13 protein-coding genes and 1 other annotated feature are annotated in these 16680 nt (G+C 51.1%); all 13 genes read right to left on the bottom strand.

Features of this window, described 5'->3' with window-relative positions:
- Entirely contained in the window at positions 1 to 936 is a 936-nt protein-coding gene (locus AC27IT_RS23205) for a DMT family transporter (protein WP_197187500.1), read from the bottom strand.
- A gap of 162 nt (positions 937 to 1098) precedes the next feature.
- Positions 1099 to 2289 carry an elongation factor Tu gene (tuf, locus tag AC27IT_RS23200; RefSeq protein ID WP_005828864.1) on the bottom strand — a complete coding sequence of 397 codons (1191 nt, stop codon included), beginning with the start codon at positions 2287 to 2289 and terminating at the stop codon, positions 1099 to 1101.
- A 119-nt stretch (positions 2290 to 2408) separates the two neighbouring features.
- Complete coding sequence (gene fusA / locus AC27IT_RS23195; protein ID WP_025845254.1) at positions 2409 to 4487, bottom strand: elongation factor G; 2079 nt, start codon at positions 4485 to 4487, stop codon at positions 2409 to 2411.
- Between the two features lie 71 nt (positions 4488 to 4558).
- Positions 4559 to 5029 (bottom strand): 30S ribosomal protein S7, encoded by a 471-nt coding sequence (rpsG, locus tag AC27IT_RS23190; RefSeq protein ID WP_005828872.1) that lies wholly within the window; start codon positions 5027 to 5029, stop codon positions 4559 to 4561.
- Between the two features lie 54 nt (positions 5030 to 5083).
- A complete protein-coding gene (gene rpsL, locus AC27IT_RS23185; protein ID WP_005828873.1) occupies positions 5084 to 5527 on the bottom strand; it encodes a 30S ribosomal protein S12 in 444 nt (147 codons plus the stop codon).
- Positions 5528 to 5647: 120 nt separating this feature from the next.
- Positions 5648 to 5902 carry a 50S ribosomal protein L7ae-like protein gene (locus tag AC27IT_RS23180; protein WP_005828874.1) on the bottom strand — a complete coding sequence of 85 codons (255 nt, stop codon included), beginning with the start codon at positions 5900 to 5902 and terminating at the stop codon, positions 5648 to 5650.
- Between the two features lie 137 nt (positions 5903 to 6039).
- Positions 6040 to 9666 carry a DNA-directed RNA polymerase subunit beta' gene (gene rpoC, locus AC27IT_RS23175; protein ID WP_025845258.1) on the bottom strand — a complete coding sequence of 1209 codons (3627 nt, stop codon included), beginning with the start codon at positions 9664 to 9666 and terminating at the stop codon, positions 6040 to 6042.
- Positions 9667 to 9695: 29 nt separating this feature from the next.
- A complete protein-coding gene (gene rpoB / locus AC27IT_RS23170; RefSeq protein WP_007787066.1) occupies positions 9696 to 13235 on the bottom strand; it encodes a DNA-directed RNA polymerase subunit beta in 3540 nt (1179 codons plus the stop codon).
- Positions 13236 to 13542: 307 nt separating this feature from the next.
- Positions 13543 to 14139, bottom strand: a complete 597-nt coding sequence (locus tag AC27IT_RS23165) for a class I SAM-dependent methyltransferase (protein WP_005828879.1) — start codon at positions 14137 to 14139, stop codon at positions 13543 to 13545.
- A gap of 98 nt (positions 14140 to 14237) precedes the next feature.
- On the bottom strand, positions 14238 to 14600 hold the full coding sequence (gene rplL, locus AC27IT_RS23160; protein ID WP_005828881.1) for a 50S ribosomal protein L7/L12: 363 nt from the start codon (positions 14598 to 14600) through the stop codon (positions 14238 to 14240).
- Positions 14601 to 14656: 56 nt separating this feature from the next.
- The gene (gene rplJ / locus AC27IT_RS23155; RefSeq protein ID WP_005828883.1) at positions 14657 to 15172 is read right to left on the bottom strand and encodes a 50S ribosomal protein L10; all 516 of its coding nucleotides are present in this window, start codon (positions 15170 to 15172) and stop codon (positions 14657 to 14659) included.
- 24 nt (positions 15173 to 15196) lie between these two features.
- Positions 15197 to 15361 (bottom strand) — a sequence feature (ribosomal protein L10 leader region).
- 42 nt (positions 15362 to 15403) lie between these two features.
- Positions 15404 to 16087: a 50S ribosomal protein L1 gene (gene rplA / locus AC27IT_RS23150; RefSeq protein ID WP_487092120.1), complete on the bottom strand. Its 684-nt coding sequence runs from the start codon at positions 16085 to 16087 to the stop codon at positions 15404 to 15406.
- A 91-nt stretch (positions 16088 to 16178) separates the two neighbouring features.
- The gene (gene rplK, locus AC27IT_RS23145) at positions 16179 to 16604 is read right to left on the bottom strand and encodes a 50S ribosomal protein L11 (RefSeq protein WP_005828886.1); all 426 of its coding nucleotides are present in this window, start codon (positions 16602 to 16604) and stop codon (positions 16179 to 16181) included.
- Positions 16605 to 16680: the final 76 nt, after the last annotated feature.

Genomic DNA, 16680 nt, shown 5'->3' with positions numbered 1-16680 from the left:
CTACGCTTTTGTCGTTAGTTCGGGAGCTGCTTTGGATGGAACCGGGGTCGGCTTAACCAAATTGCGCGAACCGAGGTACACCCCACCTACAATCATAAACAGCGCGAGCACGTGCACGAGCTTCAGTTGCTCTCCGAGAAACAGTGCGGCGAACAGCAGGCTGGCCATTGGCATTCCGTTCAAAAATACGGCTGTTCGGCTGGCTCCCAGTTGGCGGATGCCGTAGTTCCAGCCGACCGAGCCGAGCGCGGTGGAAAGTGCGCCTGAGACGAAGATCACCAGCCACTGGAACGGCGATACCACCAGGGAAAAATAGTACGATGCCGGCTGTTGCACGAGCGCTGCCGCCCACAAAAAGACAATCCCGAACATTTGCGACAAGGCCGTAATCAGCAGCACAGGCACTCCGCGGACAACCAGCTTGCGGATCAGCAAGCCTCCTGTTACATACATGAGCATGGAGAAAAACATGATGGCGTCGCCCCAGCCGTTCATATGAAAACCTCCGTGCTGGGAAATGACCACAATCAGCACTCCCGCAAAGCCTACGCCAATGCCAAGCCCTTTTTGCCACGACATGGCTTCGCCGAGAAAGATCATCGCCAGCAAAGCTGTCGCCAAAGGATTCAACCCCAAAATCAGCGAAGCGTTGCCTGCCGTTGTCGTCTGGACGCCTGCCGCCAGAGTGATCTGGTGCAGCGCAATCGAGCTGGCTCCCACACCCGCGATCAGCAGCCAGTCGCCTTTTTTCAAACGCAGATTCGTTTTGTATTTATAAATAATAGGTGCCAGGCATACTCCCGCCACCGTCATCCGAATCGCAGCAACGTAGAGCGGCGGAAACGTGGCGAGGTATTTCACCATTACCACGTTCAAGCCCCAAAGCGTGACAACGCCGATCAGCATGAAAAACAACAACTTCTCCTTGTTTTGCATTTCTCTATCCCCCATCCACTGATCGTATTGTAGCACACGGCCAGTCGCCGGCTTATTGAATCATTTTGATGGGAACGATGCAGAAAATTGATGAGGCCCTGTCATACAAAAAGAAAAACCCGACAACAAATGCTGTCGGGTTTTTGTACGTATCAGTAAATCTTACGCGTCGATAGAAGCTACAACGCCAGCGCCTACTGTACGGCCACCTTCGCGGATCGCGAAGCGAGTACCTTGTTCCATCGCTACTGGAGCGATCAGTTCAACGGTGAACTCAGTGTTGTCGCCAGGCATAATCATTTCAACGCCTTCTGGCAGTTGGATGATACCTGTTACGTCAGTTGTACGGAAGTAGAATTGTGGACGGTAGTTAGCAAAGAAAGGAGTGTGACGTCCGCCCTCTTCTTTGGACAGAACGTAAACTTCTGCTTTGAACTTGGTGTAAGGCTTAACGGAACCTGGTTTCGCCAAGCATTGTCCACGCTCGATGTCTTTACGCTCAACACCGCGCAGCAGGGCACCGATGTTGTCACCAGCTTGAGCTTGATCCAGCAATTTGCGGAACATCTCAACACCAGTTACAGTTGTGGAGCGAGTTTCTTCAGCCAGACCAACGATTTCTACTTGGTCACCAACTTTAACGATACCGCGCTCTACACGGCCAGTAGCAACTGTACCACGACCAGTGATTGTGAACACGTCCTCAACTGGCATCAGGAAAGGCTTGTCAGTTGCGCGCTCAGGAGTTGGGATGTAGTTGTCAACAGCGTCCATCAGTTCAACAACTTTTTGAGCCCATTCGCCAGTTGGGTTGTCGAGAGCTTCTTTAGCGGAACCTTTGATTACTGGGATATCGTCGCCTGGGAACTCGTATTGGGAGAGCAGGTCACGGATTTCCATTTCAACCAGTTCGAGCAACTCTTCATCGTCTACCATGTCGCATTTGTTCATGAATACTACGATGTAAGGTACGCCTACTTGGCGGGACAGCAGGATGTGTTCGCGAGTTTGTGGCATTGGGCCGTCAGCCGCGGATACAACCAGGATAGCGCCGTCCATTTGAGCAGCACCGGTAATCATGTTTTTCACGTAGTCAGCGTGACCAGGGCAGTCAACGTGAGCATAGTGACGGTTTTCAGTTTCGTACTCAACGTGAGCGGTGTTGATGGTGATACCGCGCTCTTTTTCTTCTGGAGCAGCATCGATGCTGTCATAAGCCATAGCTTTTGCTTTACCTTGTTGCGCCAATACAGTAGTGATCGCAGCAGTCAGGGTAGTTTTACCGTGGTCAACGTGACCGATGGTACCGATGTTAACGTGTGGTTTATTACGCTCAAATTTTTCTTTTGCCATGAGAGCTAAAGCCTCCTTAAATGATAAGGGTTTTATAGGTAAGAAAGGTTTACCCTATCAAGGGTTGTACCTTAAACATTGTAAACCTTTCCTGATTCAAGATAAAGCGGAACCGTAAATTATTCGCCTTTCGATTTCTTAATGATCTCTTCAGCGATGAATTTAGGTACTTCTTCGTAGTGGTCGATCACCATGGAGTAAACGCCACGGCCTTGGGTACGGGAACGAAGAACTGTGGAGTAACCGAACATCTCGGACAGTGGTACCATCGCACGGATTACTTGTGCATTCGCACGAGCTTCCATACCTTCGATACGACCGCGGCGGGAGTTCAGGTCGCCCATTACGTCGCCCATGTACTCTTCCGGCATTGTAACTTCTACTTTCATGATTGGCTCGAGCAATACAGCGCCACATTTTTTCGCAGCTTCTTTCAGAGCGAGAGAACCTGCTACTTTAAATGCCATCTCGGAGGAGTCGACATCATGGTAGCTACCGTCTACGATAGTAGCTTTGATATCAACCAGCGGGAAGCCGGCGATAACACCATTTTTCATCGCTTCTTCGATACCCGCTTGAACAGCAGGGATGTATTCGCGCGGTACCACACCACCGACGATTTTGTTTTCGAATTGGAAGCCTTGTCCTGGTTCGAGCGGTTCGAACTCCACCCAAACGTGACCGTATTGACCACGACCACCGGACTGGCGAACGAATTTACCTTCCACTTTCGCAGCTTTACGGAATGTTTCACGGTAAGCTACTTGTGGCGCACCTACGTTCGACTCGACTTTAAATTCGCGTTTCAGACGGTCAACAATGATCTCCAGGTGAAGCTCACCCATACCGGAAATGATCGTTTGACCAGTCTCTTCGTCTGTGCGGGTTCTGAACGTTGGATCCTCTTCAGCCAGCTTGGACAGGCCGATACCCATCTTGTCTTGGTCTGCTTTGGATTTTGGTTCGATCGCAACAGAGATAACTGGCTCTGGGAATTCCATAGACTCGAGGATTACAGGAGCCTTTTCATCACACAGAGTATCGCCAGTTGTCGTATCTTTCAAACCTACAGCCGCAGCGATGTCACCGGAGTAAACCGTTTGGATCTCTTCGCGGTGGTTTGCGTGCATTTGCAGGATACGACCTACACGTTCACGTTTACCTTTTGTGGAGTTCAGAACGTAAGAACCGGAGTTCAGTACGCCGGAGTAAACGCGGAAGAAGGTCAGACGGCCTACGTACGGGTCAGTCATGATCTTGAAGGCAAGAGCAGAGAACGGACCGTTGTCGTCTGCAGGACGTTCAACTTCATCTTCAGTGTCAGGCAAAGTACCTTTGATTGCAGGGATGTCTACTGGAGATGGCAGATAACGAACAACGTTGTCCAGCATAGGCTGAACACCTTTGTTACGGTAGGAAGATCCGCACATTACAGGAGTCAGTTTGCACTCAATGGTACCTTTGCGCAGAGCCGCACGGATTTCGTCGTTGGTCAGCTCTTCGCCTTCCAAGTACTTCATCATCAGCTCTTCGTCTTGTTCCGCAGCCGCTTCAACCAGTGCCAGACGCAGCTCTTCGCACTTGTCTTTCAGCTCAGCAGGGATTTCGGTAGCATCGGAAGTTTTGCCCAGGTCATCGGTATAGATGATTGCCTTCATTTCGATCAGGTCAACCATACCTTTGAATTGGTCTTCTGCTCCGATTGGATATTGAACTGCTACTGGATTTGCACCCAGACGAGTTTTGATCTGCTCCAAGCACATATCAAAGTTAGCGCCCAAGATATCCATTTTGTTGATGTAGCACATACGCGGTACGCCGTAGCGGTCAGCTTGGCGCCATACGGTTTCGGTTTGCGGCTCAACGCCACCTTTTGCGTCAAAAACGGTTACAGCACCGTCAAGAACGCGCAGGGAGCGCTCAACTTCTACAGTGAAGTCTACGTGGCCTGGCGTGTCGATGATGTTAATACGATGGCCATTCCATTGAGCGGTAGTAGCAGCCGAAGTGATGGTGATACCGCGCTCTTGCTCTTGTTCCATCCAGTCCATGGTTGCTGCACCTTCGTGCACCTCACCAATCTTGTGAACGCGACCGGTGTAGAACAGAATACGCTCAGTCGTTGTCGTCTTACCAGCATCGATGTGAGCCATGATACCGATATTACGCGTATTCGGCAAAGAGAACTCGCGAGCCATTCAGGTATGCTCCTTCCATACTCGAGTTTTTGAATAAACGGGTATCCAAAACGGACACCCGATTCAATTTCCTACCAGCGATAGTGAGCAAACGCTTTGTTCGCTTCAGCCATCTTGTGCGTGTCTTCACGCTTTTTAACTGCTGCACCGGTGTTGTTAGCTGCGTCCATGATCTCGTTAGCCAGACGTTGTTCCATGGTTTTCTCTCCACGGCTACGGGAGTAGTTAACCAGCCAACGCAAACCAAGAGTAGTACGGCGCTCCGGTTTTACTTCGATTGGTACTTGGTAGTTAGCACCACCTACACGGCGAGCTTTAACTTCCAGTACAGGCATTACGTTTTTCAGCGCTTCTTCAAACACTTCCATCGGGTTGCGACCAGTGCGCTCCTGAATGATGGTGAATGCGTTGTAGAGAATATTTTGCGCTACACCGCGTTTGCCATCCAACATCAGGCGGTTAATCAAACGAGTAACCAGCTTGCTGTTGTAAATAGGATCAGGCAACACGTCACGACGGGTTACAGGACCTTTACGAGGCATCGTATTCCCTCCTTCTTTTCGGTATAAATTCACGCCACTTCACAGGCGTTTTTCTTATTTCTTTTTCGCTGCTGCAGCCGCTTGACCTGGTTTTGGACGTTTTGTACCGTATTTGGAACGACCTTGTTTACGGTTGTTAACGCCTGCAGTGTCAAGTGCACCACGAACGATATGGTAGCGTACCCCTGGCAAGTCTTTTACACGACCGCCGCGCACCAGCACGACGCTATGCTCTTGCAGGTTGTGGCCAATACCACCGATGTAAGCTGTTACCTCGATTCCGTTAGTCAAACGCACACGAGCGTATTTACGCAACGCGGAGTTCGGTTTTTTCGGAGTCATGGTACCTACACGAGTGCAAACACCACGTTTTTGAGGAGAGCTTTGGTTGGTTTGGCTTTTTTTGAAGCTGTTGTACCCTTTTTGCAGAGCTGGGGACTTCGACTTCACAACCTTGTCCTCGCGACCTTTACGCACCAATTGGTTAATTGTAGGCATGATGTTACCTCCCTTCTTAATACCCAATCTTCAAGACCACAGATCCAGGTGAGTCATTTTTAGGCCAAATAGAAAGTTCTTGTCCACCTTTTACGCACTGCGTAACAGACAAAAACATCGTTAACCACTTTTCTTAATCGCAGCGGTAGCCGCTCCCACTTCAATTCCGCACGCTTTGCCTAACCGGCGCATGGAATCTACATGAATGACTGGAACACCCTTCTCTTTGCAAAGGAGCTCGACTTTTTGGGTCAAACGTCTGTCAGCATCAGCCGCGATGTAAACTGCTTCAACCTGGAGGTTTTCCACGGCTTTCATCGTTTGCTTGATACCGATCGTCAACTCCTTGGCCCGCTCTACTTTTTCATAAGACATGATTCTCATATCCTCCAAAGTACAGATGTCAGGCACACTTGAATATAATATCAGGTGGGTCAGTTGTTGTCAACGCCCAGCTCATATTTTTATTCAGGAAGGCGCCCACCAAATTTTGACGGGCGCCACTCCTGTTATTACTCGACAGAAACTGCTTCCTGCTCTGCTTTCAGAGCTTCCTGTTCTGCTTCGTAATCAACCTGACTAGCTACTTTTACATTGCGATAACGGGACATACCGGTACCTGCCGGAACGAGTTTCCCGATAATCACGTTTTCTTTCAGGCCGAGCAGGCGATCCACTTTTCCTTTGATCGCTGCATCGGTAAGAACGCGAGTCGTCTCCTGGAACGAAGCTGCCGACAGGAAGGAGTCGGTTTCCAGGGATGCTTTTGTAATCCCCAAAAGAACCGGACGGCCTACTGCCGGGTTTTTGCCTTCGAGGAGAACTTTTGCGTTCGCTTGCTCAAACTCCGGAACTTCCACATAGGAGCCTGGCAGGAGGTCTGTGTCTCCGCTGTCGATGACGCGCAGCTTGCGGAGCATCTGACGGATCATAACCTCAACGTGCTTGTCGTTAATTTCTACACCCTGCATGCGGTAAACTTTTTGTACCTCTTGCAAAATGTAGTTGGAAACGCCGCGCATGCCGCGAACTTTGAGCATTTCTTTCGGGTCTACGGAACCTTCCGTGAGCTCGTCACCGGCACTCAACTTGGTACCGACAGATACCTTGATGCGCGCACCGTACGGAGCTGCGTACACTTTGCTTTCCGCTTCGCCGCGAACTTCGATCTCACGACGGTCTTTGCCTTCACGAATGTCGACGACTTCCCCGTCGATTTCGGAAATAACGGCCTGACCTTTTGGATTGCGCGCTTCAAACAGCTCTTGAATACGCGGCAAACCTTGGGTAATGTCGTCTCCGGCAACCCCACCGGTATGGAACGTACGCATGGTCAACTGGGTACCTGGCTCACCAATGGACTGAGCAGCGATAATACCGACCGCTTCTCCCACTTCCACCTCGGCTCCAGTTGCCAGGTTACGTCCGTAGCACAGTTTGCAGACACCATGGCTGGTGCGGCAAGCGAGTACGTTGCGGATGTAGACACTTGTGATGCCCACTTTTTCGATATACTCGGCAACCTCTTCGGAAATTTCCTCGTTGCGGCCGACGATCACTTCATTTGTTTCCGGATGGCGCAATGTCTCGAAGCATGTACGTCCAACCAGACGGTCAGACAGCTTCTCGATTTCTTCCCGGCCATCCTTGATCGCGGTAACGCGGATACCTTTATCCGTTCCGCAATCTTTTTCGCGGACGATCACGTCTTGGGCGACGTCTACGAGACGGCGAGTCAAATAACCCGAGTCCGCTGTACGCAGCGCCGTATCGGCGAGACCTTTCCGCGCACCGTGCGTGGAGATAAAGTACTCCAATACGGTCAGACCTTCACGGAAGTTGGATTTAATTGGCAACTCGATGATTCGGCCGGACGGGTTCGCCATCAGACCGCGCATACCAGCGAGCTGCGTGATCTGGGACACGTTACCACGGGCACCGGAGTTCGCCATCATGAAGATCGCATTGAATTTGTCCATGGACTTCATGAGGACATCGGTTACCTCATCCTTGGCTTTGGACCAGATGGAGATCACGCGGTCGTAGCGCTCGTCTTCGGTAATCAGACCGCGACGGAACTGCGTCATGACAGTAGCGACCTTTTGATCCGCTTCTTCCAGAATGTCTTTCTTCTTGCCAGGCACGGCAATGTCCGCTACCGCGATGGTGATACCCGCTTTTGTGGAGTACGTGAAGCCAAGCTCCTTGATCTTGTCGAGGATCATGGACGTTTTCATCGTACCGAAGCGACGGAAGCACTCGGAAATGATCGTTCCCAAGAAGCCTTTTTTCACCGCGCCCGGATCAGGCAGGTTCTTGATGAACTCGGTAACGTTGACGCCTTTATCGAAAATAAAGTATTCGTCAGGAACCATGTTTTGCAGGTTCGCTTTGGTTGGTACGTTGATGTACGGCAGCTCTGGCGGGAAGATTTCGTTGAAGATCACTTTCCCCACCGTTGTTACGATGAGCGCGTTCTGCTGGCGCTCGGTAAAGCTGGTTTTGTTCAGGCGCTTCGCTGGCAGAGCGATGCGCGTATGCAGGCTGATAAAGCCTTGCTGGTAAGCGGCAATCGCATCGTGAGGATCGCGATAAATCGTACCCTCGCCTTTGTCGCCTTCACGTTCCAGTGTCAGATAGTAAGAACCAAGCACCATGTCCTGGGATGGCGTTACTACTGGTTTACCGTCTTTCGGGTTCAAGATGTTTTGCGCTGCCAGCATGAGGATGCGGGCTTCCGCCTGCGCCTCTGCAGACAACGGAACGTGAACCGCCATCTGGTCACCGTCGAAGTCCGCGTTGTACGCTGTACAAACGAGCGGATGCAGACGGATCGCGCGGCCTTCAACCAGTACCGGTTCGAAAGCCTGGATACCCAGACGGTGCAAGGTGGGGGCACGGTTCAGAAGCACTGGATGCTCGCGAATGACGTCTTCAAGAACGTCCCATACTTCAGGCTGAACGCGCTCTACCTTGCGCTTGGCGCTCTTGATGTTGTGAGCGAGTCCTTTGGACACCAGCTCTTTCATCACGAACGGCTTGAAGAGTTCCAGCGCCATTTCTTTTGGCAGACCGCACTGGTACATCTTCAGGTTAGGACCTACAACGATAACGGAACGACCGGAGTAGTCAACACGCTTACCGAGCAGGTTTTGGCGGAAACGTCCTTGTTTCCCTTTCAGCATGTGGCTGAGAGACTTCAGCGGACGGTTACCTGGTCCAGTCACCGGACGACCGCGGCGGCCGTTGTCGATGAGCGCGTCTACCGCTTCCTGCAGCATCCGTTTTTCGTTTTGTACGATAATGTCAGGAGCACCCAGCTCAAGCAGGCGCTTCAGACGGTTATTCCGGTTGATTACGCGACGGTACAGATCGTTCAGGTCGGAAGTGGCAAAACGTCCACCATCCAACTGAACCATCGGACGAAGCTCTGGCGGGATTACCGGCAAAACGTCCAGAACCATCCAATCCGGGTGGTTGCCGGAGTTGCGGAATGCCTCCAGCACTTCCAGGCGCTTGATCGCGCGGTTGCGACGTTGGCCTTGTGCTGTTTTCAGGTCTTCCTTCAGCATTTCCACGTCTTTGTCCAGATCGATTTCCGCGAGCAGGCGCTTGATCGCCTCCGCCCCCATCATCGCTTGGAAAGAGTGGCCGTATTTCTCCCGATAGTTGCGGTACTCCTTTTCCGAGAGCAACTGCTTTTTATCGAGTGGTGTGTCACCTGGATCGGTTACTACATAAGAAGCGAAGTAGATAACTTCTTCCAGGGAACGCGGGGACATGTCGAGCACCAAGCCCATGCGACTTGGAATCCCTTTGAAATACCAGATGTGAGAAACTGGGGCAGCCAGCTCAATATGCCCCATGCGCTCACGCCGTACTTTGGCGCGGGTCACTTCCACGCCGCAACGGTCGCACACTACACCTTTATAACGTACACGCTTGTACTTACCGCAATGGCACTCCCAATCTTTGGTCGGTCCAAAGATGCGTTCGCAGAACAAGCCGTCTTTTTCCGGTTTCAGTGTGCGGTAGTTGATCGTCTCTGGCTTTTTCACTTCCCCGAAAGACCACGAACGGATCTTATCGGGGGAAGCCAAGCCGATCTTCATATATTCGAAGTTGTTCACGTCTATCACAGGGCGTTACCTCCCTTTGTACCGGAATCTTACTCGTCGTTCAAGCTTCCACCTTCGAGAACAAGGTTCAGTTTTTCACCGTTGCCTTCATCCTCATCTTCCATTTCACGCATTTCAATCTCCTGTTCGTCACCGGACAGGATCTTCACGTCCATACCCAAGCTTTGCAGTTCCTTGATAAGAACCTTGAACGATTCAGGAACACCTGGCTCTGGTACGTTTTCACCTTTGACAATCGCTTCGTACGTCTTCACGCGGCCCACGACGTCATCCGACTTGACGGTGAGAATTTCCTGCAAGGTGTAGGCTGCACCGTAAGCTTCCAATGCCCAAACCTCCATCTCCCCGAAACGCTGTCCGCCGAATTGGGCTTTACCACCCAACGGCTGCTGGGTAACGAGAGAGTATGGACCAGTAGAACGAGCGTGGATTTTGTCATCCACCAAGTGAGCCAGTTTCAGCATGTATACGCATCCGACCGTTACCCGACGATCGAACGGTTCACCTGTACGGCCATCGTACAAGATGGTTTTACCATCGCGGTCGAGGCCAGCCTCTTCCAACGTCTCGAATACTTCCGCCTGACGGGCACCGTCGAATACAGGTGTCGCCACGTGGATGCCGAGAAGCTTCGCCGCCATACCCAGGTGCGTCTCCAATACCTGACCGATGTTCATACGCGAAGGTACGCCGAGCGGGTTCAGGACGATTTCAACCGGAGAGCCGTCTGGGAGGAATGGCATATCCTCTTCTGGCATGATCCGCGCGATAACCCCTTTGTTACCATGTCGTCCGGCCATTTTATCACCCACGGAAATTTTCCGTTTTTGGGCGATATAGACACGTACCAGTTGGTTTACGCCTGGAGGCAGCTCGTCGCCGTTCTCGCGCGTAAATACTTTTACGTCTACAACAATACCGGAACCACCGTGCGGCACGCGCAGGGATGTATCGCGAACTTCACGAGCTTTTTCCCCGAAGATAGCGTGCAGGAGGCGTTCTTCCGCAGTCAGCTCGGTAACCCCTTTAGGCGTTACTTTACCAACGAGGATATCGCCGTCCTGGATCTCCGCACCGACGCGGATAATACCGCGCTCATCCAGGTTTTTCAGAGCGTCTTCCCCGACGTTTGGAATATCGCGGGTGATTTCCTCTGGACCCAGTTTGGTGTCGCGAGCTTCGGACTCGTATTCTTCAATATGGATCGACGTGTAAACGTCATCCTTCACAAGCTTCTCGCTAAGGAGAATCGCATCCTCGTAGTTGTAACCTTCCCACGTCATAAACGCGACGATTACGTTACGTCCCAGTGCCAATTCACCTTTTTCGGTGGATGGACCGTCACCAATGATATCGCCTTTTTCAATCCAGTCTCCGCGTCTTACGATCGGGCGCTGGTTGATGCAAGTACCTTGGTTGGAACGGATGAACTTGTGCAATTTGTATTTGTCGATGTCTCCGGCTACTTTCTTGCCGTCGATTTCTTTGTAGCGGCGAACCCAGATTTCGCGAGCCGTTACGCGCTCAACCTGGCCCGGATGCTTCGCGACGATCGCCACACCGGAGTCTTGCGCTGCTTTGTGTTCCATACCAGTACCGACGAACGGCGCTTGTGGAATCAAAAGCGGAACGGCCTGCCGCTGCATGTTGGAACCCATCAGCGCGCGGTTCGCGTCATCGTTCTCCAGGAACGGAATGAGCGCGGTCGCCACGGATACAACCTGCTTCGGCGATACGTCCATGAAGTCTACCTTGTCGCGCGGCACGCTCAAGATCTCGCCTTTACGACGGCAGATAACCATGTCGTTGACAAAGCGGCCATCCTCATCGAGAGGCTGGTTCGCCTGCGCCACGTTGAACACGTCTTCTTCATCCGCAGTCAGATAGACGATGTCGTTCAGAACAAAGCCTGTTTCCGGGTCTACCTTGCGGCGCGGTGTTTCGATGAAGCCGTAGTCGTTGATGCGCGCAAAGGACGACAGCGAGTTAATCAACCCGATGTTCGGACCCTCCGGCGTCTCAATTGGACACATACGGCCATAGTGAGAGTGGTGAACGTCGCGCACTTCGAAGCCTGCGCGCTCACGCGTCAAACCACCCGGTCCGAGAGCGGACAGACGGCGTTTGTGCGTCAGTTCGGCCAACGGGTTCGTTTGGTCCATGAACTGGGAAAGCTGCGAGCTTCCGAAGAACTCCTTCAGCGACGCGATCACTGGACGGATGTTAATCAGAGCCTGCGGCGTAATCTGGTTCTGATCCTGAATGGACATGCGCTCGCGCACCACGCGTTCCATACGGGACAAACCGATACGGAACTGGTTTTGCAAAAGCTCACCCACGGAACGCAGACGACGGTTGCCCAAGTGGTCAATATCGTCCGTGGAACCGACACCGTGCAGCAGGTTCATGAAGTAGTTGATCGCCGCTACGATGTCCGCCGGCGTAATATGCTTGACAGATTTATCTACGTTCCCGTTTCCGATTACCTTGATGATCTTGCCATCTTCAATCGGAGAGAAAATATTGATGGATTGCAGACGAATCGTATCCTCTTCCAAAACGCCGCCATGCGTGCGAACGTCCAGATAGCCGACGTTGCCTTCAAGCGCTGGCAGGATGCGATCCAGTAGACGACGGTCAATCATTTGACCCGCTTCGGCGAAAATTTCACCTGTGGTGGTATCGACCAATGTCTCAGCCAGGCGCTGGTTGTACAGACGGTTTTTCAGATGAAGCTTCTTGTTCATTTTGTAACGACCTACAGATGCCAGGTCATAACGCTTTGGATCGAAGAAGCGAGAGATCAAGAGGCTCTTCGCGTTTTCGACAGTAGGCGGCTCGCCCGGACGCAGACGCTCGTAAATTTCGATGAGCGCTTTTTCTGTAGAGTCGGTGTTGTCTTTTTCCAGCGTGTTCTTGATGTACTCATCTTCACCCAGCAAGTTGAGAATCTCAATGTCGGAACCAAAGCCGAGTGCACGCAAAAGAACCGTTACCGGGATTTTTCGCGTACGGTCGATGCGGACATAAATTACGTCTTTCGCATCGGTCTCCAGCTCCAGCCACGCACCCCGGTTCGGGATTACCGTAGCTGTAAACGTCTGCTTGCCGTTTTTGTCCACTTTGGTGTTGTAATATACACTGGGGGAACGAACAAGCTGGCTGACGATTACGCGCTCAGCACCATTAATAATGAAGGTTCCCGTTTCGGTCATGAGCGGGAAATCCCCCATGAAGACTTCTTGTTCCTTCACTTCTCCCGTCTCTTTGTTCAACAAACGTACCTTCACACGCAGAGGCGCCGCATAGGTGACGTCACGTTCTTTCGACTCGTCAACATCGTACTTCGGCTCTCCCAAACTGTAGTCGATAAACTCCAGCACGAGATTGCCAGTGAAGTCCTGGATTGGCGAAATGTCTTGGAACATCTCACGGAGCCCCTCATCAAGGAACCATTGGTAGGACTTTTGCTGAATCTCGATGAGATTTGGAAGGCCCAGCACTTCGTTAATACGTGAATACGTACGACGCTGGCGGTGTCGGCCACTTTGAATCACTTTACCTGCCAACTTATTCACCCCTCAGGTTGTGTTTTCACACATAGAAACTTGGCATTCGGCAATCTTGCAATCGCGAGCGAACACCTTAAAATAAAAATGGGTTAAAGCAGCATCAACCATTTTTAACCCAGAGAAAATCTATTTTAAAAGAATTCCCATGTTTTTACACAAACATTCCTCTTTCAGGAAAAAAGTAGAAACGCTTGACAAACAGGGAATTACTGAAAAATAGACATTTATCCCATATTGACATTTTATAATGCTACCACAATCAAATATTCACGTCAAGAAAACTTTTCTAAGGATTGTCGCTTGACTATTTGATTGCCCGAAAGATGGAGTATCCCTTTTCCCGATCCACTTCAATCACTTCACGGTACGTCTCTTGCAGCTTCTTCAGAGCAGACGGAGCGCCTTGCTTTTTCTGAATCACTACCCACATCTCTCCATCTTCCACGAGCAGCGCATGTCCTTCAGTAAAAATGCGATGCACAATTTCCTTGCCCGCACGAATCGGCGGATTGGTCAAAATGACGTCGTACTGCTCGCCTTGCACGGCGCTGTAAACGTCACTGACCCGCACCTCAACATTTTTGATCCCGTTTCTTTCGGCATTCCGACGAGCCAGGTCAACCGCACGCTCATTCACGTCGATCATCGTCACCCGCCCCTGATCCGCAAGCGTGGCAGCCGTCAAGCCGATCGGCCCGTAGCCACAGCCCACATCCAGCACACGCGCATGACTGCCGATCTCCATGTTTTCGATGAGCAATACACTTCCAAAGTCAATCCGGTCCCGGGAAAAAACGCCTGCGTCCGTGATGAAGCGCAGCTCCTTCCCGCGCAGCACAAACGAAAACTGCTGCTCGTCATGCGCTGCCCCCGGCCGATTGGTGTAATAGTGATCTGCCACGTGTGATTCACCCTTCCTCATCGATTGGAAAACACTCGCCGTCCCCTTACAGAAAAACCCCCTGCCGCAGGCAAGGGGAATTTCTAAAGAAAGCTAACTTACTTCACTTCTACTTGTGCGCCAGCTTCTTCGAGTTTTGCTTTGAGAGATTCTGCTTCTTCTTTGGAAACGCCCTCTTTGAGTGTTTTTGGAGCGTTGTCTACCAGGTCTTTCGCTTCTTTCAGACCCAGACCAGTCAGTTCGCGAACAACTTTGATTACGTTGATTTTGGAAGCGCCGCCGCTTACCAGGGTTACAGTGAATTCAGTTTGCTCAGCAGCAGCTTCAGCAGCGCCACCAGCAACTACAGCTACAGGAGCAGCAGCAGTTACGCCGAATTCTTCTTCGATTGCTTTTACCAGGTCGTTCAGTTCGAGAACGGACATGCCTTTAATGGCTTCCAAGATTTGCTCTTTAGACATTTTGAAATCCTCCATTCATGGAATAGTATTTGTGTAAGCTTTACCCGATCAGACGATTACGCGCCTTGACCTTCTTTTTGCTCGGCCACTGCTTTGATTGCCAGCGCAACGTTGCGCATTGGAGCTTGCAGGACGGAGAGAAGCATGGACAAGAGACCTTCGCGGGAAGGAAGAGTCGCCAGTGCTTTGATTTGCTCTGCACCAACTACTTTGCCTTCGATCACGCCACCCTTGATTTCCAGCTTTTCGTTTTTCTTCGCAAATTCCGCGATGATTTTTGCTGGAGCGACAACATCGTCTTTGGAGAACGCCAGAGCGTTCGGGCCAGTCAGATACTGATCCAGTTCAGTCAGGTTTTCCTTCTCGGTAGCCAGACGAGTCAGGGAGTTTTTCAACACCTGGAACTCAACACCAGCTTCACGCAGTTGTTTGCGGAGCTCGGTAACTTGGGCTACAGTCAGACCGCGGTAGTCAGCCACCACTGTGGTTTGGCTCTCGCGGAGCTTGGTTGCGATTTCGTTGATCGCTTGTACCTTTTCTTCACGAATAACGGTTGGACGAATTTCTGCCATTGTTTACACCTCCCGTGCTCTAATCCTGGAAAAAGAAGAATGCCCTCGCAGACATCACGAGGGCATAATGCTCTATCGTCAAAGGAAATCCACATTTCCTCATTCGTACATTACACGCCTCGGAGGGATATTAAGCGTTACTCTTGCAAGCACCGCACCTTCTGTCTACGGCATATTCTTTTCGTCAACAGGAACTATCTTAACAACTCCCCAAAAGGAAGTCAAGCGTCATTATTTTACAGCTACGCGTACACCAGGACCCATTGTAGAGCTCAGGGTTACATTTTTCATGTAAACACCTTTTGCTGCAGCCGGTTTCGCACGGTTCAGCGCTTCTGTCAGAGCAGCCAAGTTTTCAGCCAGCTTGTCAGCGTCGAAAGACACTTTTCCGATCGGAGCGTGGATGTTACCTGCCTTGTCTACGCGGTACTCGATTTTACCGGCTTTGATTTCGTTAACCGCTTTGGTTACGTCGAAAGTAACTGTACCGGTTTTAGGGTTTGGCATCAGGCCTTTTGGACCGAGTACACGACCCAATTTCCCTACTTCACCCATCATGTCAGGAGTAGCTACTACGACGTCAAAGTCGAACCAGCCACCTTGGATTTTCGCGATCATGTCTGCATCGCCTACGAAGTCAGCGCCAGCAGCTTCTGCTTCTTTTGCTTTTTCGCCTTTTGCAAATACAAGAACGCGTTGTACTTTACCAGTACCGTGTGGCAATACTACAGCACCACGGATTTGTTGGTCAGCACGTTTCGGGTCTACACCCAAACGGAATGCTGCTTCAACGGTTTCGTCGAATTTAGCAGTAGCTGCTTTTTTAACCAGCTCAATGCCTTCGACTACTTCGTACACTTTGTTTTTATCAACGAGCTTTACAGCCCCTTGATACTTCTTACCTTTTTTAGCCATGAATAAAAATCTCCCTTCAATGTGGTCGTAGCGGTTAATCCTCCCACAGACAGGGGGGCACAATGTCTGTGCCCCCTTGCACTCAAGACAATTAGTCTTCGATTACGATACCCATGGAACGAGCAGTACCTTCCACCATGCGCATAGCCGCTTCCACGGATGCAGCATTCAGGTCAGGACGCTTCAGTTCAGCGATTTCGCGAACTTTATCACGTTTCAGCGTAGCAACCTTTGTTTTGTTTGGTACGCCGGAACCGGACTCGATACCAGCAGCTTTCTTCAACAGAACAGCAGCCGGAGGAGTTTTTGTGATAAAGGTGAAAGAGCGGTCTTCGAACACGGTGATTTCCACCGGGATAATCATACCAACTTCGCTCTCTGTACGAGCATTGAATTCTTTACAGAACCCCATGATGTTTACACCAGCTTGACCGAGAGCCGGACCTACTGGAGGTGCAGGATTCGCTTTACCTGCTGGGATTTGTAATTTAATTACGCGGATAACCTTCTTAGCCACGTAAGACACCTCCTTACTTCACATGTGGTTATTACGGGGGAATGCCCCCTCCCACCGTTTTATGAAAGTCTCGCAA

The organism is Brevibacillus sp. YAE8 (genome assembly GCF_057543335.1).
This window is presented reverse-complemented; position numbering and strand designations above follow the sequence as displayed.